At 67.6% G+C, this 21,296-nt stretch carries 19 protein-coding genes; 10 read left to right on the top strand and 9 right to left on the bottom strand.

Annotated features, from left to right (window positions below):
• Window positions 1–23: 23 nt before the first annotated feature.
• From ACGGKE_RS06895 to ACGGKE_RS06865, 7 genes are all read left to right on the top strand, one after another.
• The gene (locus ACGGKE_RS06895; RefSeq protein ID WP_394441331.1) at window positions 24–584 is read left to right on the top strand and encodes a tail tape measure protein; all 561 of its coding nucleotides are present in this window, start codon (window positions 24–26) and stop codon (window positions 582–584) included.
• Window positions 581–2,908 carry a TIGR02217 family protein gene (locus ACGGKE_RS06890; protein ID WP_394441328.1) on the top strand — a complete coding sequence of 776 codons (2,328 nt, stop codon included), beginning with the start codon at window positions 581–583 and terminating at the stop codon, window positions 2,906–2,908. The genes ACGGKE_RS06895 and ACGGKE_RS06890 overlap by 4 nt, the downstream gene beginning before the upstream one ends.
• Window positions 2,905–3,714 carry a DUF2163 domain-containing protein gene (locus tag ACGGKE_RS06885; protein WP_394441325.1) on the top strand — a complete coding sequence of 270 codons (810 nt, stop codon included), beginning with the start codon at window positions 2,905–2,907 and terminating at the stop codon, window positions 3,712–3,714. Before ACGGKE_RS06890 ends, ACGGKE_RS06885 begins: the two co-directional genes overlap by 4 nt.
• On the top strand, window positions 3,711–4,094 hold the full coding sequence (locus ACGGKE_RS06880; protein ID WP_394441323.1) for a peptidoglycan endopeptidase: 384 nt from the start codon (window positions 3,711–3,713) through the stop codon (window positions 4,092–4,094). Before ACGGKE_RS06885 ends, ACGGKE_RS06880 begins: the two co-directional genes overlap by 4 nt.
• 13 nt (window positions 4,095–4,107) lie before the next feature.
• Window positions 4,108–6,306, top strand: a complete 2,199-nt coding sequence (locus ACGGKE_RS06875; protein ID WP_394441320.1) for a phage tail protein — start codon at window positions 4,108–4,110, stop codon at window positions 6,304–6,306.
• A 46-nt stretch (window positions 6,307–6,352) separates the two neighbouring features.
• Window positions 6,353–6,850 (top strand): DUF2793 domain-containing protein, encoded by a 498-nt coding sequence (locus ACGGKE_RS06870; protein WP_394441318.1) that lies wholly within the window; start codon window positions 6,353–6,355, stop codon window positions 6,848–6,850.
• Window positions 6,851–7,050: 200 nt separating this feature from the next.
• Window positions 7,051–8,130 (top strand): OmpA family protein, encoded by a 1,080-nt coding sequence (locus ACGGKE_RS06865; protein ID WP_394441315.1) that lies wholly within the window; start codon window positions 7,051–7,053, stop codon window positions 8,128–8,130.
• Between the two features lie 242 nt (window positions 8,131–8,372).
• On the opposite strand, the gene ACGGKE_RS06860 is transcribed toward ACGGKE_RS06865, so the two are convergent.
• On the bottom strand, window positions 8,373–9,212 hold the full coding sequence (locus ACGGKE_RS06860; protein WP_394441312.1) for a nucleoside hydrolase: 840 nt from the start codon (window positions 9,210–9,212) through the stop codon (window positions 8,373–8,375).
• Window positions 9,213–9,500: 288 nt separating this feature from the next.
• A complete protein-coding gene (locus ACGGKE_RS06855; protein WP_394441309.1) occupies window positions 9,501–10,802 on the bottom strand; it encodes a dicarboxylate/amino acid:cation symporter in 1,302 nt (433 codons plus the stop codon).
• 172 nt (window positions 10,803–10,974) lie between these two features.
• Here ACGGKE_RS06855 and ACGGKE_RS06850 point away from each other — a divergent pair, with 172 nt between their 5' ends.
• Window positions 10,975–12,342, top strand: a complete 1,368-nt coding sequence (locus ACGGKE_RS06850) for a M20/M25/M40 family metallo-hydrolase (RefSeq protein ID WP_394441307.1) — start codon at window positions 10,975–10,977, stop codon at window positions 12,340–12,342.
• Between the two features lie 159 nt (window positions 12,343–12,501).
• On the opposite strand, the gene leuA is transcribed toward ACGGKE_RS06850, so the two are convergent.
• The 7 genes from leuA to miaA all read right to left on the bottom strand — a co-directional run bounded on the left by leuA (window position 12,502) and on the right by miaA (window position 19,951).
• A complete protein-coding gene (leuA, locus tag ACGGKE_RS06845; RefSeq protein WP_394441304.1) occupies window positions 12,502–14,175 on the bottom strand; it encodes a 2-isopropylmalate synthase in 1,674 nt (557 codons plus the stop codon).
• A 253-nt stretch (window positions 14,176–14,428) separates the two neighbouring features.
• A complete protein-coding gene (locus ACGGKE_RS06840; RefSeq protein ID WP_394441301.1) occupies window positions 14,429–15,052 on the bottom strand; it encodes a YceI family protein in 624 nt (207 codons plus the stop codon).
• A gap of 144 nt (window positions 15,053–15,196) precedes the next feature.
• Window positions 15,197–16,216: a ketol-acid reductoisomerase gene (ilvC, locus tag ACGGKE_RS06835; protein WP_228167659.1), complete on the bottom strand. Its 1,020-nt coding sequence runs from the start codon at window positions 16,214–16,216 to the stop codon at window positions 15,197–15,199.
• A gap of 59 nt (window positions 16,217–16,275) precedes the next feature.
• Window positions 16,276–16,791, bottom strand: a complete 516-nt coding sequence (ilvN, locus tag ACGGKE_RS06830; RefSeq protein ID WP_228167660.1) for an acetolactate synthase small subunit — start codon at window positions 16,789–16,791, stop codon at window positions 16,276–16,278.
• The gene (locus tag ACGGKE_RS06825) at window positions 16,791–17,144 is read right to left on the bottom strand and encodes a hypothetical protein (RefSeq protein ID WP_394441296.1); all 354 of its coding nucleotides are present in this window, start codon (window positions 17,142–17,144) and stop codon (window positions 16,791–16,793) included. Before ACGGKE_RS06825 ends, ilvN begins: the two co-directional genes overlap by 1 nt.
• A 10-nt stretch (window positions 17,145–17,154) precedes the next feature.
• Window positions 17,155–18,906: an acetolactate synthase 3 large subunit gene (locus tag ACGGKE_RS06820; RefSeq protein ID WP_394441294.1), complete on the bottom strand. Its 1,752-nt coding sequence runs from the start codon at window positions 18,904–18,906 to the stop codon at window positions 17,155–17,157.
• 100 nt (window positions 18,907–19,006) lie between these two features.
• Complete coding sequence (miaA, locus tag ACGGKE_RS06815; RefSeq protein WP_394441292.1) at window positions 19,007–19,951, bottom strand: tRNA (adenosine(37)-N6)-dimethylallyltransferase MiaA; 945 nt, start codon at window positions 19,949–19,951, stop codon at window positions 19,007–19,009.
• Between miaA and serB the strand changes: the two genes are divergently transcribed.
• Window positions 19,950–20,828, top strand: coding sequence for a phosphoserine phosphatase SerB (serB, locus tag ACGGKE_RS06810; RefSeq protein ID WP_394441290.1), 879 nt, complete (start codon window positions 19,950–19,952; stop codon window positions 20,826–20,828). The two genes, miaA and serB, sit on opposite strands and share 2 nt — an antisense overlap.
• A gap of 150 nt (window positions 20,829–20,978) precedes the next feature.
• A complete protein-coding gene (locus tag ACGGKE_RS06805; RefSeq protein ID WP_394441288.1) occupies window positions 20,979–21,233 on the top strand; it encodes a hypothetical protein in 255 nt (84 codons plus the stop codon).
• The last annotated feature ends 63 nt before the right edge of the window (window positions 21,234–21,296 follow it).

Here is a 21,296-nt window from a genome sequence, read left to right as displayed (position 1 = left end):
CTGTGTGGGAGCGGGGGGATGATATGGACGAGGATGTCGAGACTTTGGTGGTGCGGGTGCGGGCCGATACGCAGGGGCTGAGCCGCGATGTCGAGGCGATGCGGGCGAGCCTGGAGGGGCCGCTGGCGAGCGGGGCGGAAAGGGCGGGACTGCGGATCGAGCAGGGGCTGCTGCGCGCGGTGCGGACGGGCAAGTTCGGCTTCGAGGATCTGAAGCGGCTGGCGCTGTCCGTGCTGGACGAGATCGCGGCGAGCGGCCTGCGATCGGCGCTGGGGAGCAGCGGCGGCGGGAGCGGCGGGCTGGCGGGGCTGGGCGCGACGTTGCTGACGTCGGTGCTGGGGCTGCCGGGGCGAGCGACCGGCGGGCCGGTAGCGCCCGGCCGCGCCTATATGGTCGGGGAGCGCGGGCCGGAGGTCTTCGTGCCGACGACGAGCGGGCAGGTGCTGGCCCATGGCGCGGGCGGCGGGCGCGATGTGCGCGTGAGCATCGCGGTGAACGGGCGCGGCGGTGAAAGCGAGCCGCGGCTGCTGGCGCGCAGCGCGCGGCAGGTGGCGCGGGCGGTGCGGGGAGCGTTGGAACGATGAGCATCGGCTATTGGCTGGCGGACGCGCGGCGCGGGCAGGAAACGCGCTGCATCAAGCGTTTCGCCGCGACGCATTGGACGGTGAATTTTCCCCGGCCGATGATGGCGAGCGTGGTGACGAGCGCGCCCGACGCGCTGCGGGTAGATACGGTCTTCTACGGGTCGGGCGACCTGGCGGGGCTGATCTGGGAGGCGGAGGACCGGTGGAGCCATCCCCTGCTGGCCTATGAGACCAACCGGGATTTTCGGGACTGCATCCTGTCCTTCCGCTGGCGCAGCGGCGGGCTGCGGCGGCTGGACGAGACGCATGGGCCGACGCTGACGATCGAGGGGCGGGACGCGGACGGGCAGGCGCGCGCCTGGTATGTGCGGCTATGGAACTATGCGCAAGGCGCGCCGGAAGATGCTGAGATCAAGCTGGATTTTTCAGCCCTGGTGGCGGGCTATGACTTGCCCGAGGATGCCGACCCGGTGTGGGCGGGCGATGTCGACCGCCTGTTCATTTCGCTGGTGCCGCCCGGCTATGACGCGGGCGAGACGCCCTTCGCCAGCGGGCAGGAAGGCTGGGCGGAGCTGAGCGCCATCCGCTGCGACGGGGCGGGATCGGTGCTGACGGTGGGCGATGTGATGCTGCCCGAACATGGGCTCGGCATGGCGACGGGCTATGACGATTGCTTCAACCAGACGCCCGAGCGCGTCGTCGCGGCGATCCATGCGCTGGGCTATCGCGGGGCGATCAACCATTATGTCGGCATGAGCCATTATTTCCGGCTCGAGCCGCTGGGAGGCGGCCTGTATGTGAGCCTGGCCGGCGGGGTGCTGAACGCGCCATGCGCTGCCTGGCACAGGGACTTCGCCGCGCGCGCCAAGGCGTTGGGCCTGGGCTTGATCTGGTCGCTGTCCTATGAATTGTTCGACGCCCATTGCTGGAACGACTGGAAGCAGCGGGCGGACAATGGCGAGCCGGCGCTGACCGGATGGGAGCCGCCATCGACATTGCTGTCGCCGGCCCATGGCGGGGCGATGGCCTATCTTCAGGCGGTGGCGGGCGCCTTTGTTTCCATGGGCCTGGAGGCGGGTCAGCCGATCCTGTTTCAGGTGGGCGAACCCTGGTGGTGGGTGATGCCGGGAGACGGGCGCATCTGCCTGTATGACGATGCGGCGCGCGCGGCATTGGGCGGCGCGCCGGTGTCGATCCCGAGCATCTGGGGCGAGCTGGACGCGGCGCAATGCGCCCTGCTGGATGCGGCGGGCGCGCTGCTGGCGGCTTCGACGGCGGCGCTGTGCGCGGCAGTGAAGGCGATGGCGCCGGGCGCGGTGACGCATCTGCTGGCCTATCTGCCCACGATCCTGGACTCGCGCGCGCCCGAAGCGAAGCGCGCGAACATGCCGATCGGGTGGGCGGCGCCGGCGTTCGACGTGCTGCAGCTGGAGGATTATGACTGGGTCACCGAGGGGCGGCCCAACCTGACTGCGCGCGGCGTCGCGCTGGCGACCGCGCGGCTGGGCTATCCGGTGGAGGAGCAGCATTATCTGGCCGGCTTCGTGCTGTTGCCGCAGCAGGCGGGGCAGTGGCGCGCCATCACCGCGGCGGCGCGGGCTTCGGTGGCGCGGGGCACAGCAGCGACCTTCGTCTGGGCGCTGCCGCAAGTGTGCCGCGACGCCTTCACCTGTTTCAGCATCAATGGGGAGGATGACATGCAAGCCTTTGACGATGTGCGCTTTCCGCTGGCGATCGGGCGTGAGGCCAGTGTGAGCCCGGCCTTTTCCACGCAGATCGTCGAAAGCCCGTCGGGCCATGAGCGGCGGTCGAGCGACTGGGCCGATGCGCGCCTGTCCTATGATGCGGGGCCGGGCATACGGTCCGAAGCGGACATCCGCGCGCTGGTCGACTTTTTCCGCGCCCGGCGCGGGGCGGCGCGCGGCTTTCGCTTCACCGATCCCTATGACGATCGCAGCGGACCGGCGGGGGCGGCGCCATCGCCGATCGACCAGCGGCTGGGCGTGGGCGATGGCGTGCGATCGCAATTCCCGCTGATGCGCCATTATGGCGCGGGCGAGGATGCGCAGGCGCGGCGGATCACCCGGCCGGTCGCCGGGAGCATCCGCGTCGCCGCCGACGGGATCGAGTTGGTCGAGGGGTGGAGCCATGCGGGGCTGGGCATGATCGCCTTCGACGTCGCGCCGGCCGCGGGCGTGGCGCTGACCGCCGGCTATCGGTTCGACGTGCCGGTGCGCTTCGCCGAGGATCGGCTGGAGATCAACCGCGCGACCTTCGCCGCCGGGGAAGCGGTGTCGGTGCCGCTGGTGGAGATACGCGAATGAGCGGGGGGCTGGACGAGACGCTGTGCACCCTGGCCTTTTGCTGGCGGATCGAGCGGCGCGATGGGGTGGCGATCGGGCTGACCAGCCATGATCGCGACCTGGAGATTGGCGGGCTGGTCTACCGGGCTGCGCCGGGCATGACGCCGTCCGCGGTGCGCAGCGGCATCACGCTGGAGGGCGAGGACAGCGACGTGGCGGGCGCGCTGTCGAGCGACGCGATCAGCGAGGCGGACCTGGCGGCGGGACGATGGGACGGCGCGGCGCTGGAGCTGCGGCTGACGCAATGGGAGGCGCCGGGCGAGACATGGCTGCTGCTGGCCCGCGGAGAGATTGGCGCGGTATCGCGCAAGGGACGGGAATTTTCGGCCGAGCTGATCGGCGCGGCGGCGGTGCTGGGCGCGCCGGTGGCGCCGAGCACGACGCCCGATTGCCGCGCGCGGCTGGGCGACAAGGCGTGCCGGGTCGATATGGCGGGGCGGCGGCGGATCGTCGCCGTGACCAGCGTCGCCGGCGTGCGCCTCGAAGTCGGAGGACTGGCGGCGGGCGCCTATGCCTTTGGCACGCTGCGTTGGATGACGGGCGCCAATGCCGGGCTGACGCAGGCGATCCTGGACAATGACGGCGCGGGGCTGACGCTGGCCGATCCGCCCGGCTTCGCCGTGGCGGCGGGCGCGCTGGCGCTGCTGACCGAGGGATGCGACCGGCAGGCGGCGACCTGTTCGGCGCGCTTTGGCAATATCGCCAATTTCCGGGGCGAGCCTTTCCTGCCGGGCATGGACCTGCTCACGCGCTATCCCGGCGCATGAGCGCGGCGGATCGAGCGGCGCAGGTCGTCGCGGCGGCGCGCGCGCTGGTGGGCGTGCCGTTCCGCCTGCATGGGCGCGACCGGGACGGGCTGGATTGCGTCGGTGTGGCGGCGCTGGCGCTGGGGCGGACGGGGCCGGGCGCCTATGGACTGCGCAGCGGCGATGTCGCGCGGGCGCAGGACTGGCTGGCGGCGGCGGGGCTGCGCCCGGTGGCGACGGGCGGGGCGGGCGACCTGGCGCTGGTGCGGCCGGGCCCGTTGCAGCTGCATCTGATGATCGGGACGGGCGCGGGCTTCGTCCACGCCCATGCCGGGCTGGGCCGCGTGGTCGAGACGCCGGGGCCTTCGCCCTGGCCGATCCTTGGCTGGTGGCGGGAATAGAAAAGGAACGAGCATGGCGACGATAGTGCTGAGCGCGGTGGGCACGGTGCTGGGCGGGCCGATCGGCGGCGCGATCGGCGGGCTGATCGGCAATGTCATCGACAATGAGGTGCTGTTCAAGCCCAAGGGCCGGGAAGGCGCGCGCCTGTCCGACCTGCAGTTGCAGACGTCCAGCTATGGCACGCAGATTCCGGCGCTGTTCGGCACGATGCGCGTGGCGGGCACGGTGATCTGGGCGACGGACCTCAAGGAAACATCGAGCCGAAGCGGCGGCGGCAAGGGGCGGCCGAGCGTCACCAGCTACAGCTATGCGGCCAGCATCGCGGTCGCGCTGTCGTCGCGGCCGATCCGGGCGATCAAGCGTATCTGGGCGGACGGCAATCTGCTGCGCGGGGCGGCGGGCGATTTCAAGACGGAGCTGGGCGCGTTCCGCGTTCATTCCGGCGACGAGGCGCAGGCCCCTGATCCGCTGATCGCGTCGGCGCAAGGGATAGGCGCGACGCCCGCGCATCGCGGCATCGCCTATGTCGTGTTCGAGGATCTGGCGCTGGCCGATTATGGCAATCGCATCCCGTCGCTGACCTTCGAAGTGGAGGCGGACGAGGGCGCGGTGGCGATCGGCGCGATCGCCGGGGCGCTGAGCGATCATCGTCTGGCGGGGCCGGCGACAGTCATGGTCCATGGCTATGCCGGCAGCGGGCAGGATGTGCGCGCGGCGATGACCCCGCTGGTCGAGGCGCATGGGCTGGCCCTGCAATCGGCGGCGGACGGGCTGGCGCTGCGGGCGGCGGGGGCGGAAAGCGCCATGGTGGCGACGGAGGGGCTGGCGCGGCGCGTCAATGGCCGGGCGATCGACCCGATCGAGCAGGCGGGCGGAGCGGCCGATGGCGTGCCGGTGGCGCTGAGCCTGCGCTACCATGATGCCGCGCGTGACTATCAGGCAGGGTTGCAGCGCGTGACGCGGCCGGGGCCGGGCCGCGTCGAGAGCGGCGTCGAACTGCCCGCGGTGCTGGACGCCGATGCGGCGCGAGCGCTGGCGAGCGCGCGGCTGGGCGCGGCCTGGGCCGGGCGGGCGCGCATGACGCTGCGTTGCGACTGGCGGGCGCTGGCGCTGGCGGCCGGGGATGTCGTGACGATCGAGGGCGCGGCGGGACTGTGGCGGATCGAGGAGCGGGAATGGGAGGCGATGGCGGTGCGGCTGGCGCTGCGGCGCGTGCCGGGCGGCGATGGCGCGCTGCCGGCGGGCGCAGGATCGGGCGCGATCGTGCGGCCGGTCGATGCGCCGCATGGGCCGACGCGCCTGATGCTGGCGGACCTGCCCTTCATCAAGGATGGCGTGGCGAGCGCGCCGATGATCGTGGCGGCGGCGAGCGGCGGGCCGGGCTGGCGCAGCGCCGCCCTGTTCGTGACGGCGGCCAGCGGGGAGGCGACGCCGATCGGCCGCAGCGCCGGACGCGCGGTGATGGGCGCGGCCGATACGGCCCTGCCGCCGGGCAGCGCACAGATGGTCGACCGGCGCCATGCGCTGTCCGTCACCCTGTTGGCGAGCGACATGGCGCTGGCGGGGGCGGACGAGGCGGCGCTGGCGCTGGGGCGCAACCTGGCGCTGATCGGCCGCGAACTGATCCAGTTCGAGACGGCGGAGCGGACCGGGCCGGTCAGCTATCGGCTGGGCGGGCTTCGCCGGGGGCTGCGCGGCACCGAATGGGCCATGGCGGACCATGTCGCGGGCGAGTCCTTCCTGCTGATCGAGGAGGGGCGGCTGGTCGAGCCGATCGGGCTGGCCGGCGCGGAAGGCGAGGCGGGCGGCCTGTTGCAGGTGGCGGCGGTCGGCATCGGCGATGTCGCGCCGGCCGAAGCGATGCTGACGATCCGCGGCGAGGCGCTGACGCCGCTGTCGCCGGTCCATCTGACGATGCGGGGCGATCGCGCGGGGGGATGGGCGATCGGCTGGACGCGCAGAAGCCGCAACGGGTGGCGCTGGCTCAATGGCAGCGACGCGCCGCTGGCGGAGGAAAGCGAGCTTTATGCGCTGCGGCTGCTGGACGGCGCGACGGTGGTGCGCAGCGTGGAGACGGGCGATCCGCGCTGGACCTATACGGCGGCGATGATCGCGGAGGACGGGACGACCGGCCGCATGCTGGAAATCGAGGTGCGGCAGCGCGGCACCTATGCGCTGGGTCGGCCGGGGCGAGCCATATTGGCGCTGTGACAAGGGACGGCGCGGGCTGCGCCATGGATTGGGAGGATCAGGAACGATGGACGCAACGCCGCGATGGGGCCTGCCGCTGCTGTTCGCCGGGCAGGCGCAGAAGGAACTCTTTCACAATGAAGCGCTGATGCTGGTGGATGCGCTGCTGCACGGGCGCGTGGAGAGCGCCGACCTGGGCGCGCCGCCGACGAATCCGGCGATCGGGCAGTGCTGGATCGTCGCGGCGCCAGCGCAGGACGCGTGGAGTGGAGAGGCCGGATCGATCGCCTGCTGGACCGAGGGCGGATGGCGCTTCGTCGCGCCGCGCGCCGGCCTCAGCATGGCGATCGGCAACCAGGGCCAGGCGCTTTTTCATGACGGGAGCGAATGGCGCGCCGGCGCGATCCGCGACGATGGGCTCTACCAGGCCGATGAAAAAGTGGTCGGCGCGAGACAGCCGGCTATTGCCGATCCGGCGGACGGCGGCGTGATTGACGCCCAGGCCCGTTCGACCATCGCCGCCATTCTTGCTGCACTGCGCGCACATGGGCTGATTGCTGCCTAATATTACAGTATTTGGGATTTCTTGTTGCAGGCGCGCGTCAATAGTCTAGGATTCTGTTGCATTAGCCTGACGGGGCGCTGTTAAGCGGGCTAGTGCGTTATTTTTGCAACGGTTTCACTAATTGTGGACTTGCCATGAAACCTTCTCGAAGTTACAGGGTTTCAGCAGTCCTTCGTGACACTTTTGAAAGGGGAATCCATATGCGGAAGCTTGCCCTCGCGGCTGCGCTTGCGACCAGTGCCCTGGCCACTCCGGCCCTGGCGCGTGATAACAGCTGGTATGTCGGCGTGGACGCCGGCGTGCTGCTCGTCGAAGATCAGAACCTGACCTTCGATGAAGTCCCTGTTGGTGGTTCGGCGGTTCCGTCGATCGACTACCACAAGGGTTATGACTTCGACGCCAACATCGGTTATGACTTCGGCGGTTTCCGTCTCGAAGCCGAAGCCGCTTACAAGCGTGCGAAGATCGACCTGGACAAGACCGGCTTTGGCGGCGCGGCTTCGGCCCTGTCGTTCATGCTGAACGGTTTGCTGGACTTCGGTCCCGATGATGGCCTGCAGGGCTTCGTCGGCGGCGGTGTCGGCGTATCGCGCGGCAAGCTGGCTTCGGATCTGGTGAATGACAGCGACACCGGCTTCGCCTGGCAGGCGATCGCGGGCGTTCGCTACCCGGTCACCAACAATGTCGACGTCTCGCTGAAGTATCGTTTCTTCAACCAGGACGATATCAAGCTGATCCCGGCTTACACGACCGCTTATGGCGTCGCTGGTTCGAACGCCGAAACCAAGCTGCGCACGCACAGCGTCCTGCTGGGCCTGACGTACAACTTCGGTGCGCCGGAAGAAGCGGCTCCTCCGCCGCCGCCCCCGCCGCCCCCGCCGCCCCCGCCGCCGCCCCCGCCGCCCCCGCCGCCTCCGCCGGTTGCCGAGTGCCAGCCTGGGCCGTACATCGTCTTCTTCGAATGGGACAAGTCGGACATCACGCCTGACGCCGCCACCATTCTGGACAATGCGGTTTCGGCCTACAGCAGCTGCGGCAGCGCGCAGGTCATGCTCGCCGGTCACGCGGACAAGTCGGGTTCGGCTTCGTACAACGTCGGCCTGTCGCAGCGTCGTGCTGACGCCACCAAGGCCTACCTTGCTTCCAAGGGTATCCCTGACGGCGTGATGACGACCCAGGCCTTCGGTGAATCGAAGCCCCGCGTCGAAACCGCCGACGGCGTTCGCGAAGTCCAGAACCGTCGCGTGGAAATCACCTACGGTCCGGGCGCGGGCATGTAATCGGATTGTCCCTCCTTCGGGATGGACGACAGAAGAGGGGCCGGTCGCAGGACCGGCCCCTTTTTCGTGCGTGTTCCTTCATGACTGATGACGCGCAAGCGTTAGCGCGCGCGTGGGGCGACCATGGTCCACGGGCGTGACGACGATCTGCGGGCGCGACGACCTATGCAACCGGCAGGCCGCGACCATCGGCGGTGCGCCTGTTCCTTACAGGTGTTTCACTGGCCGGTATGGCGCGCGAATTAGTGCGGAGGGGCGCTGAATCGCGCAATCATGTCGGCGATGGTGAGGCGCGCATCAATCGTGGTGTAGACGCGCATGGCGCGACCGCCAGGATTAGGCCGGTAGCGCCCATCAGCGAGCAGATGCGGCTTCGGGAGGATGCGATAGGTGCTGGAGGAGGTGTCCGGCTGAACAGGCGAGAGCAAGGCCGACAAAGTGACGAGAGGGCTGTCCCCGAGAATCATGGCTTCGGTCTGCGGCATGGCGGCAAAGGCGGGGATGGACGCGAGCTTGTCCTCCATCAATGCGACCTGCTGCGCGAGATGATGGCCCAGCGGGCTTTTACGCGCAAGGTCGGCCAGTTCGGCCTTCGAAAGCAGCATCTGTCGATAGACATTGCGTGGAACCTGCCAGATTTCAATGTCGCTTTCGTTGAAGATCACCTGTGCCGCAATGGGATCCGTCGCGAGGTTGAATTCCGCTGCCTGAGGACCGGGCGGCGGCATGGCCAGCCCGTCATGTTCCGGCCCGCCGATCCACAGCAGCCTGACGCGCGGGCCGATGGCAGGGTCGGCCAGCCAGGCAAGCGCAAGCTCTGTGAGGCTGGCGCCGGCTGCATAGAGAAGCGGCTGTCCCGGGACGGCGCGGCGCGCCTCTCGCACGATCGGCGCAGTGGCCGGCGCTCGGTCGGGATCGCGCGCGAGACCCGATCGGCAAGGATGCCCCCTCCACCAGAGGATGAAGGCCGGTCTGGTTCGTGACGGCGAGAAGGGCCCGCGAACCTTGGCGACGGCATCCGCTGCCGAGGTTTCGCCACCCCAAGGCGGGGGGCAGGTGCGAGCCGACAACGAGGGCGACATCTACCGACGGACATAATATATGATGCGCCAGTTGGAACAATCCGTCCGGGTCGCCGGCGAAATCATTGTCGATAATGACGCGGGTTGATGGGCGAGCCTCCACGCGGGCCGGACGCGCAGTCGCCGTCATCAGCATCGCCATTGCGCCCAGGCAGCGCCGACGGCTTAACATCATCGCCATGCTCCCTTCCCATCCTGAAAGATGGCACAGCATGGTCTTGCATCATGGGGGTGTAAAATAACGATCATGCGGTGGGCCGTAGGGAATGCCTATGGAGGACCCAAAGGTCAGCCGAGGACTGGCACGCCTTCGCCCCGATAGGCGGTCTCGTCCAGCAGTCCTTCGCGCTTGGCGACCAGGGTGGCGACCAGCACCTGGCCCGCGACATTGACGGCCGTGCGGCCCATGTCGAGGATCGGGTCGATGGCGAGCAGCAGGCCGGCGCCCTCCAGCGGCAGGCCGAGGGTCGAGAGGGTGAGCGTCAGCATCACGATCGCGCCGGTGAGGCCCGCCGTCGCCGCCGATCCCAGCACCGACACGAAGACGATCAGCACATAATCAACGAAATGCAGCGGGATGCCGTAGAAGCCCGCGACGAAGATGGCGGCGAGCGCAGGGTAGATGGATGCGCAGCCGTCCATCTTGGTGGTGGAGGCGAGCGGGATGGCAAAGGCGGCATAGCCCTTGTCCACGCCCATGCGTTCGGTGACGGTTTCGGTGACGGGCAGGGTGCCGACCGAGGAGCGCGACACGAAGCCGAGCTGGATCGCGGGCCATGCCTTGGCGAAAAACGGCCCGGGCCGCAGCCCGTTGGCGAGCAGCAGCGTCGGATAGACGACCAGCAGCACCAGCGCGAGGCCGAGATAGATGGCGGCGGTGAAGACGCCAAGCTGCGCCAGCGCGCTCCAACCATAGGTGGCGATGGCGGTGCCGATGAGCGCGGCCGAGCCGATCGGCGTCAGGCGGATGATCCAGCCCAGGATCGCGCGGACCACCGCCAGCAGCGACCGGACGAAGGCGAGAAACGGTTCGGCCTTGTCCCCGACCTTCAGCGTCGCGAGCCCGACCGCGATCGAGATCACCAGCAATTGCAGGATGTTGAAGGACAGGCTGGTGGTCGCGGCGCCATTTTCCAGCTTTGTGCTGCCCGACAGGGCCAGGCTGTTGCCGGGAACCAGCCCCTTGAGGAAATCGAGCCAGCCGCCATAGCTGTCGGGCTTGCCGACGGCGAGCGCGGTGCCGCGCAGGCCTGCGCCCGGTTCCAGCAGCAGGCCGATCGCGATGCCGATGCTGACCGCGATCAGGCTGGTGATGGCGAACCAGAGGAGGGTCTGGCCGGCAAGGCGCGCGGCATTGTCGAGCGCACGCAGATTGGCGATCGACGCGACGATGGCGGCGAAGACCAGCGGCGGCACCACGGCCTTGAGCAACGACACGAAGATCGCGCCCAGCGTCTTGAGCGCGGTGGCGAGCCAGTTGAGGTCGCCGTCCGGCCCCGCGCCCATCTGTCGCGCGACTAGGCCGAGCAGCAGGCCAGCCACCATGCCGACCAGAACCTGGAACCCGAAACTGCGATAATTCAACGCCATGACGCTTTTCCCCTGGGGCGGACGGGCGCCTATATCGGATGACAGCAGCCTGATTGCGCGCAAGCAATTCTTTCAAGGGGGTGCAGCGCGGATAAGGGCGCGGCAAAGCGATTGGCCGCGCCCGGCGGCTGTGCCAGAGAAAGGCGAATCCATCATCGGGGGAGCAGAATATATGCAATTGCGGGGCGCATGTCTGGGACTGGCGCTGCTGGCGGCGCCGCAGGGCGCGCAGGCGGCGGCGGACGCCGGGACGGCCAAGGCCATATTGATGCGGTCGGTGGCGTTCCGCACCGTCCAGGGCGCGGGGCAGGTGCCCAAGCTGGCGGCCTATTATGCCGACGTGCTGCGCCAGGCGGGCTTTGCCGAGGAGGACATCGTGATCACGCCGATGGGCGAGACCGCGACCTTCGCCGCGACCATCAAGGGGCGTGACGCGGCGCTCAAGCCGCTGCTGATGATCGGCCATATGGACGTGGTCGAGGCCGATCCCAAGGACTGGACCCGCGACCCGTTCGTGCCGGTCGAGGAAAATGGCTATATTTTCGGGCGCGGGGCGGAGGATGATAAATATGACGTTGCGATGATGGTCGCGACGCTGGCGCAGCTGAAGAAGGAAGGCTGGACGCCGCGCCGCACGGTCACGCTCTTATTGTCGGGCGACGAGGAAACCGACATGGCGACCACGCGCGCGCTGGCCGCCCGGTACAAGGATGCCGAAATGCTGCTGAACGGCGATGGCGGCGGCGGGTTGCTGAACGAGGCGGGCGAGCCTGTCCTCTACCAGCTGCAGGCGGGCGAGAAGACCTATGCCGATTTCGAGATCGGCTTCACCGACGCGGGCGGCCATTCGAGCGCGCCGACGGCGGGCAATCCCATCTACAGGCTGGCGAAGGCGATCGACCGGATCGCGGCCTATGAATTTCCCGCGATGCGCAACGAACTGACCCAGGCGTCGCTGGCGCTGTCGGCCGACCGGATCGGCGGTGACGTGGGGCAGGCGATGCGGCGCTTTGCCGAAACCGGCGATCCGGCGGCGGCGAAGATCCTGTCGAGCCGGCCGGAATTTGTGGGGCAGGTGCGCACCACCTGCGTCGCGACCATGGCGCTGGCGGGCCATGCGCTCAACGCCCTGCCGCAAAGCGCCAAGGTCAGCATCAATTGCCGCATCTTCCCCGGCGTGCCGATCGAGGATGTGAAGGCGCAGCTGGTGAAGGTCGTCAACGACCCGAGCGCCACGGTGACGACGCTGAACGATCCCACCGGCAGCGACGCATCCCCGTTGCGCGCGGATGTGATGGACGCGGTGCGCGACGCCGTGTCGGCCCGCGCGCCCGGCATCGCGATCATGCCCGGCATGTCCGCCGGCGCGACCGACAGCGTCCATTTCCGCGCGCTCGGCGTGCCGAGCTATGGCGTCTCCAGCCTGTTCATGCGGGCCGAGGACGGCTTTGCCCACGGGCTGAACGAACGCGTGCCGGTGGCGGGCATCCGCGAATCGCTGGAGCAGTGGGACCGGGTGCTGCGCGCGCTGGCGCGATAAGGGCGCGCGCCCAGGACAGGCATCGAGAGTGGCGAAGTCAGCAGGTGGACCATCTTCCGGACGGTACACCTGCTTCACCTGTCGAAGGGTGCTTCGATACGGGACTGCGACAAGCCCGGTCCCTACTCGGCACGAACGAATGAGGCTGCCGGGGGGCGCTTACCCCCGCACCGCAATTCCGTTGGCGGCCGACAGCACGGCCTTGACCGAAGCGGTCGCCACATCGCTGTCGGTGCCGATACCGAAGACGGTGCGGCCGTCGGGCGTGCGGCATTCGACATAGGCGGCGGCGTTGACGTCGCTGCCCGCGCCGATCGCATGTTCGCTATAGTCGGCGATCTCCAGCTGGACGCCGAATTCGTCGCGCAGCGCGGCGAGCACCGAGGAGAGCAGGCCGTTGCCGCGGCCGGAAATCGACCGCTCGCTGCCCTGATGCGCGATCTTGCCGGTGAAGATGCGGTCGCCCGCCTGGCCGCCTTCCTGATAGTCGATCAGCGCATAGGGCTGCTCGCCCGTCAGGCAATAATGGGCGTCGAACGCCTCGCTGATGTCGGCGGCGTTGAGTTCGCGGCTGGAGCTGTCGGCCAGCGCCTGCACCACCTTCGAAAAGTCCGCCTGCATCCGCTTGGGCAGCTTGTAGCCCTTGTCCTGTTGCAGCACCCAGGCGACGCCGCCCTTGCCCGATTGCGAATTGACGCGGATCACCGCTTCATAGTCGCGGCCCAGATCCTTGGGGTCGATCGGCAGATAGGGCACGTTCCAGATGAGGTCGTTGCGCGCTTCCTGCGCGGCGAAGCCCTTCTTGATCGCGTCCTGATGGCTTCCGGAAAAGGCGGTGAAGACCAGTTCGCCGGCATAGGGATGGCGCGGGTGGACCGGCAGCTGGTTGCAATATTCGACCGTCTGGATGACGTCGTCGATGTCGCTGAAGTCGAGGCCGGGATTGATCCCCTGGGTGTACATGTTGAGCGCAACGGTCACCAGGTCGCAATTGCCGGTGCGTTCGCCATTGCCGAACAGGCAGCCTTCGACGCGGTCGGCGCCGGCCATGATGCCCAGTTCCGCCGCGGCGACGCCGGTGCCGCGATCATTATGGGTGTGCAGCGAAATGACGACGCTGTCGCGGCGCGAGATATTGCGGCAGATCCATTCGATCTGGTCGGCATAGATGTTGGGCGTGGCGCATTCGACCGTGGCGGGCAGGTTCAGGATCAGCGGCCGTTCGGGCGTGGGGCGCAGGATGTCCATCACCGCCTCGCAGCATTCCAGGCTGAAATCCAGTTCCGCCGTCGAAAAGGTTTCGGGCGAATATTCGAAATGCCAGTCGGTGTCGGGCTGGGCGGCGGCATGGTCGCGCAGCAGCTTGGCGGCGTTGACGGCGATCTCGCGCACCTGGCTGCGCTCCATCTGGAAGACGATGTCGCGCCAGGCCGGCGAAATGGCGTTGTAGACATGGACGATCGCCTGTTTCGCGCCGCGCAGGGAATCGAACGTGGTCGCGATCAGGTCGGCGCGGGCCTGGGTCAGCACCTGCGGCATGACATCGTCGGGGATGGCGCCGCTCTGCACCAGGCCGGAAATGAAATCGAATTCGGTGGCGCCCGCAGAGGGGAAGCCGATCTCGATCTCCTTGACGCCGACCTTGACCAGCAGGTCGAAGAAGCGGCGCTTCTTTTCCGCGTTCATCGGGTCGATCAGCGACTGGTTGCCGTCGCGCATGTCGGTCGACAGCCAGCGCGGCGGCGCGGTGATGACGCGGCTGGGCCATTGGCGGTCGGGCAGGTCGACCTGCGGGAAGGAACGATATTTCTGGGAAGGGTCGGTCAGCATCATGGGATCGGATATTTCCTGCGACAGGCGCGGCGGCGCGCCCGTGGAGCGACTTGACTGTGATGGATGCCCTTAGGCGGATCGACGCTGCCCTTAGCCGGAAGGCAGCACAAAAGCCACGCCTAAGGGCGCGTAAGTCGTAGCAGGGGAAGAAGCGCGACGCTCTGCATGATGCGCGCCTCATACGCAAAACGGGGCCGACGCGCAAGCCGGCCCCGTCCGTCGGGCAATATAATGTCCTGGCAGGCTGCCGAGCTTATTGTTTTTCGAAGCCGGCGATGATCTTCAGTTCGATCGCGTCGCTGACCATCGGCACGGCATAGCCCATGCCGAATTCGCTGCGCTTGATCGTCGTCGTCGCGATGAAGCCGACATTTTCCTTCTTGCTCATCGGCTGGACGCCCGCGCCGTAGAATTCGGCGTCCAGCGTCACCGGCTTGGTCACGCCCTTGATGGTCAGATTGCCGGTGATGTCGGCGCCGGTCGCGCCGTCAGGCTTGACGCTGGTCGACACGAAGGTCGCGGTCGGGAATTTGGCGGCGTCGAAGAAATCCGCCTTCATCAGATGCTCGTCCAGCTTGGCGACGCCGGTGCGGATGTTGGAGACGGGGAATTCGACCGACACCTTGGACGCGGCCGGATTGGCCTTGTCCAGCGTCAGCGTGCCGGTGGGCTCGGCGATCGTGCCCATATTGTTGGTGAAGCCCATATGATCCCAGGCGAACACGACCTGGGTATGGCCGCCATCGACCTTGTAGGTACCGCCGGTCACCTTGGCGGCGTCCTTCGTGCCGGGGGCGGCGGTCGGCATCTGCGCGACCAGCGCTGTGCCGCCGGCGACAAGCATGAGGGCGGCGGCGGGGATCAGGATTTTCTTCATGAGAGGTCTCTCCGAAATGCTCAAGGGCGCGACAATAGTATGCCGCGCCCTTGCCAAGTTCCAGAGGCATGAAGCGGAACGGATCGTTTCGCTTATGACCGCATCCCATCCCTTACCCTGCCGGGGAGGGGGAGGATGGCCGGATCAGTTCTTGTCCTGATCGACCAGCTTGTTGGCGCTGATCCACGGCATCATCGCGCGCAGCTTGGCGCCGGTCTCCTCGATCGGGTGACGCTGGGCGGCGATGCGGCTGGCCTTCAGTTCCGGCTGGCCGGCGCGGTTGTCGAGGACGAAGTCCTTGACGAAGCGGCCCGACTGGATGTCGGCCAGAACGCGCTTCATTTCCTTCTTGGTTTCTTCGGTGATGATGCGCGGGCCGGTCTTGATGTCGCCATATTCGGCGGTGTTGCTGATCGAATAGCGCATCGTCGCGATGCCGCCTTCATACATCAGGTCGACGATCAGCTTCAGCTCGTGCAGGCACTCGAAATAGGCCATTTCGGGCGAATAGCCAGCTTCCACCAGCGTTTCGAAACCCGCCTGCACCAGCGCCGTGGTGCCGCCGCACAGCACCGCCTGCTCGCCGAACAGGTCGGTTTCGCATTCCTCGCGGAAATTGGTTTCGATGATGCCGCTGCGGCCGCCGCCCACGCCGCTGGCGTAGGACAAGGCGATGTCATGGGCGTTGCCGGTCGCATCCTGGTGCACCGCGATCAGGCAGGGGACGCCGCCGCCGCGGACATATTCGCCGCGCACGGTATGGCCCGGCCCCTTGGGCGCGATCATGATGACGTCGACATCCTTGCGCGGCTCGATCAGGCCGAAATGGACGTTGAGGCCGTGCGCGAAGGCGAGCGCCGCGCCGGGGCGCAGATTGTCGTGCACGTCGGCGGCGTAGATCGCGGCCTGATGCTCGTCGGGCGCGAGGATCATGAACACGTCGGCCCAGGCGGCGGCTTCCGCATTGGGCATCACCTTGAAGCCGGCGCCTTCCGCCTTCTTGGCGCTGGGCGACCCGGCGCGCAGGGCGATGGCGACTTCGGCGACGCCGGAATCGCGCAGATTCTGCGCATGGGCGTGACCCTGCGAACCATAACCCAGAATGGCGACCTTCTTGCCCTTGATCAGGCCGATGTCGGCGTCGCGATCGTAATAAACCTTCATTGTCCGTCTTCCCTTTTCATATCCTGGCCCTCTCCCTTGAGGGAGAGGGGTCAAATCCTTCAGTTAGCCTCTTTCCCGCGCATCAGGCCGACCACGCCGGTGCGGCCGACCTCGACCAGGCCGATCTGGCGCATGAGCGCCACGAAATTGTCGACCTTCTCGGTCGTGCCGGTCAGTTCGAAGATGAAGCTGCCGATGGTGGTGTCGACCACCTTGGCGCGGAATACGTCGGCCAGGCGCAGCGCCTCGATCCGGTCCTCGCCCACGCCAGCGACCTTGACCAGCGCCAGTTCGCGCTCGACGAAGGGCCCCGCTTCGGTCAGGTCGGTCACCTTGTGCACCGGCACCAGCCGGTCGAGCTGGGCGATGATCTGGTCGATCACCTTGGGCGGGCCGCTGGTGACGATGGTGATGCGGCTGATCGCATGATCGTCGGTGATGTCGGCCACGGTCAGGCTGTCGATATTATAGCCGCGCGCGGTGAACAGGCCTGCGATGCGCGCCAATATGCCCGCCTCGTTGGAAACGGTCAGCGACAGGACGTGGCGCTGGCTGAGTTCTTCCTGGATATGCATCAGATGGTTCCGTGATCCTGATGGTCTGCGACGGGCTTGTCATGTCGCTGCGAAATCATGGCGACGAAGGCATAATGCCATTCGCCCTCCTGCCGGTGGGCAAGCCGCACCGGGAAGCCCGATACCGCATCGAACATCCGGTCCAGCCGTTCGCCGACATAGCGGGGCCCGGCCAGCAGGGTGCCGATATGCCGCTTGTTGAAATCGAACCCCTGATCGAGATGCACTTCCCATTCCTCATTTTCGGGATCGGCATGATCGATGGTCCAGCCGGTCAGCTCGGCCGATCCCGTCAGCCGCTCGAAATCCCAGGGCTCCGTCACATGGATGCGGAGCTTCAGATGCTGCGTCACATGCCTGTCCTTACACCAGCGCCTTGGCTTCGTCGGACATGATGCCCGCGATCTGGTTGGGATCAAGCAGCATGTCGGTATGCGCCGCGCCCGACGGGATCATCGGGAAACAGTTGGACAGCTTGGCCACGCGGCAGTCGACGATCACCGGCCCCGGCGTCTCCAGCATCTGGCGGATGCCCGATTCCAGATCCTGCGGTCCTTCGATGCGGATGCCGGTCCAGCCATAGGCTTCGCCCAGCTTCACGAAGTCGGGCAGGCTGTCGGAATAGCTGTTGGAATAGCGGCTTTCATAGGTCAGTTCCTGCCACTGGCGGACCATGCCCATATATTCATTGTTGAGGATGAAGATCTTGACCGGCAGGCGATATTGAGTCGCCGTGCCCAGTTCCTGGATGTTCATCTGAATGGATGCGTCGCCCGCGATGCAGATGGTGATGCTGTCGGGATTGCCCATCTGCGCGCCGATCGCCGCCGGAAAGCCATAGCCCATCGTGCCCAGGCCCCCGGACGTCAGCCATTTGTTGGGCGCTTCGAACCCGAAATGCTGGGCCGCCCACATCTGGTGCTGGCCGACTTCGGTGGTGATGATGACATCCTTGCCGGTCGCGACGCAGGCCTGATACAGATCGGCGATCGCGCGCTGCGGCATGATCTCCTCGCCCGTTTCGGGATAGGAGAGGCTGCGCTTGGCGCGCCAGTCGGCAATCCGCGCCCACCAGCCGGACAGGTCCTGCCGCTGATGCCCCCGCTGCTTCCACAGGGCGATCATGTCGTCCAGCGCGCTGGCGACATCGGCGACGACGGGCAGGTCGACATCGACGGTCTTGTTGATCGAGCTGCGGTCGATGTCGATGTGGATCTTGCGGCTGTTGGGGGCGAAGGCGTCGAGCCGGCCGGTCACCCGGTCGTCGAAGCGCGCGCCGATGCACAAGATGAGGTCGGCCTGGTTCATCGCCCAATTGGCTTCGTAGGTGCCGTGCATCCCCAGCATCCCCAGCCACTGGTCGGAGGACGCGGGAAAGGCACCCAGACCCATCAGCGTCGACGTGACGGGCGCGCCGGTCAGCGCCGCCAGCTCGCGCAGCAGCGCGCTCGCCTGCGGGCCTGAGTTGATGACGCCGCCGCCGGTGTAGAGGATCGGCCGCTCGGCCGCGGCCAGCATCTCGACCGCCGCATCGATCGCGGCGGCGTCCGCCTTGGTCTGGGGGCGATAGCTGGCGTGCACCTTCAGTTCCGGCCGGGCATAGGGCGCGGTCGCGATCTGCACATTCTTGGGAATGTCGACGACGACGGGGCCGGGGCGCCCGGTGGTCGCGATGTGGAAGGCTTCGTGCACGACCTCGGCCAGGCGGCCGGGCGTCTTCACCAGATAATTATGCTTGCTGCAGTGGCGGGTGATGCCGACCGTGTCCGCTTCCTGGAACGCGTCGGTGCCGATCAGTTGCGTCGGAACCTGCCCGGTGATGACGACCATCGGGATGGAATCGAGCAGCGCGTCGGTGATGCCGGTGACGGCGTTGGTCGCGCCGGGGCCCGACGTGACGAGCACGACGCCCGGCTTGCCGGTGGAGCGGGCATAGCCCTCCGCCATGTGTGTCGCCCCTTGTTCGTGGCGGACGAGCACATGGCGGATCGTGGGATGATTATAGAGCGCGTCATAGATGGGCAGCACCGCGCCGCCCGGATAGCCGAACACGACTTCGACGCCCAGATCGACCAGGCATTCGACCAAAATGTCCGCGCCGCTCTTTTCGGCCACGATGAAACTCCTCTTGTTGGTGCAAGCCGCGTGTTTGCGCCGGGGCACCCGCGATGGCAAGGCGCCTGCCTCTAGTGGACATAAAATGGCCGGTCAAGCACTATTGCTGTAATATAATTGCTAATTCGTCCGCGATATTATCATCTATGTGCCGGCTTTCGCGCGGCCAGTCGGCCGGCGGCTGGTGCGCGAACCAGGTATATTGGCGCTTGGCATATTGGCGCGTGGCGCGTTGGCCGCGTTCGATCATGCTGTCGCGTTCGCTGTCGCCATTCAGCCAGGCGGCGATCTCCGGCACCCCGATGGCGCGCATCACCGGCAGGTCGGGATCGAGCCCGCGAGCGAGCAGCGCCTCGACCTCCGCCACTGCCCCCTGATCCAGCATCTGGACGAACCGCCCGTCGCAGCGCTCCATCAGCCACGGGCGGGGGGGCAGCAGGATGAGCGGGGAAAGGGCGATGCGATCGGCAATGCCGCCGCTCTTGTGCGCCTGCCATTCGCCGATCGTCCGCCCGGTCGATCGGATCACTTCCAGCGCGCGCGCGACCCGGGTGGTGTCGGCGGGCGCCAGCCGAGCGGCCGCCTGCGGATCCTCCTGCCGCAAGGCCGCATGCGCCTGCGCCACGGGCAGCGCGCGGACGGCGGCGCGGATCGCCGGGTCGATCTCCGGCACCGGGGCGATCCCGTCGAGCAGGGTGCGGATATAGAGGCCGGTGCCGCCGACCAGCACGGGCAGCTTGCCCGCGGCATGGGCGGCGTTGATCTCCGCCCGCGCCTCGGCCGCCCAGCGCGCGGCGGTGCAGGCCTGCGCCCCGTCGATATGGCCGAACAGCCGATGAGGCACGTCGCCCATCTCCTCCGCCGATGGGCGGGCGGACAGGATCGACAGGTCGGCATAGACCTGGCTGGCGTCGGCGTTGATGACGACACCACCGGCCATGCGGGCGAGGCGGATGGCGAGCGCGCTCTTGCCGCTGGCGGTAGGCCCGGCAATAAGCGCGACCCGTGGGCGGGATTCGCCTGTTATGATGTTGGAGTGTGGCATGTTCGTCGCGACCTTAGTGGCAAGTAGCTCCATGGGGCAGGGGGATATTGCCGAAGCGGCCGACCGGCTGCGCGATGCGGGATGCGCGCCCGGCGATTGCCGCTGGCTGGACGCGGACAAGGCGGCCGACCTGTTCTTCGGCGCCGATCCGGTGGCTGCCCGTGCGGCGCTCGCGGGGGTGGGCACGGGTATAGACATCATCGTGCAGGCGATCGAGACGCGCGAGAAGAAATTGCTGATCGCCGACATGGATTCGACCATGATCACCGTCGAGTGCATCGACGAGCTGGCCGACTATGCGGGGATCAAGCCACAGATTGCGGAGATCACCGAGCGGGCGATGCGCGGCGAACTGGACTTCGCCGGCGCGCTGCATGAACGCGTGGCGCTGCTCAAGGGTCTGGAGGATGCCGCGATCGACCTCTGCCGAGCGGAGCGAGTCGTCATCATGGGCGGGGCCAGAGCGCTGGTGCGCACGATGAAGGCGCGGGGCGCGCGGACCTTGCTGGTGTCGGGCGGCTTCACCCGGTTTACCGGCCCCGTCGCCGAAGAGATCGGCTTCGACGCGGCGGTCGCCAATGTGCTGGAAATCGCCGACGGCGCGCTGCTGGGCACGGTGACCACGCCGATCGTCGATGCCGCGCGCAAGCGGGCGGAACTGGAAGCGGCGATCGCAAGCGGCATCGACCGCGCGCTGACGCTGGCGGTGGGCGACGGCGCCAATGACATACCGATGATCCAGGGCGCGGGCCTGGGCGTTGCCTATCACGCCAAGCCCCGGACGCGTGAAGCCGCCGCGGCCGAAATCATCCATGGCGACCTGTCGGTGCTGCTCTACGCGCAGGGCATCGCGTCGGCGGCGTGGGTGGAGGGCTGAACGGGCTGGCGCTGATATGCCACCGTTCGCCGTCATTGCGATCCGGTAATGGATTGTTTCGTTCGCTTGGACGTTGGGATCGAGCCGCGGGTCGCGGCAAGAGGTCTAACGGCGCATGCGGCTTGGCCGCGCCGCGTCCAGGGAGATGTTATGCAACTCAAATATGTGGCTTTGGCCGCTGGCGGGCTGATGGCGCTGAGCGCCTGTTCCAAGAATGAAGCCCCGGTGACCACCGCGCCGCCAATCGGCCCTGGCGCCATCGCCGGCACCGTCGCCGCCGATCGCGACGGCGACGGCTATGTCGATGGCTATTACACGGCCGATGGCATTTATCACGCGATCCAGGGTCCGCCCTGTCCGCCGCCGCCGCCGCCGCCGCCCCCGCGCGCGGGAGAACGCGGCTGATCCACTCGTCTGTTCGGGCGCGGCGACCTCGCCGCGCCCCTTCGCTTCGCGCTTCCCTGATCC

The sequence above is a fragment of the Sphingobium naphthae genome (genome assembly GCF_043589935.1).
GTDB lineage: Bacteria > Pseudomonadota > Alphaproteobacteria > Sphingomonadales > Sphingomonadaceae > Sphingobium > Sphingobium naphthae_A.
This window is presented reverse-complemented; position numbering and strand designations above follow the sequence as displayed.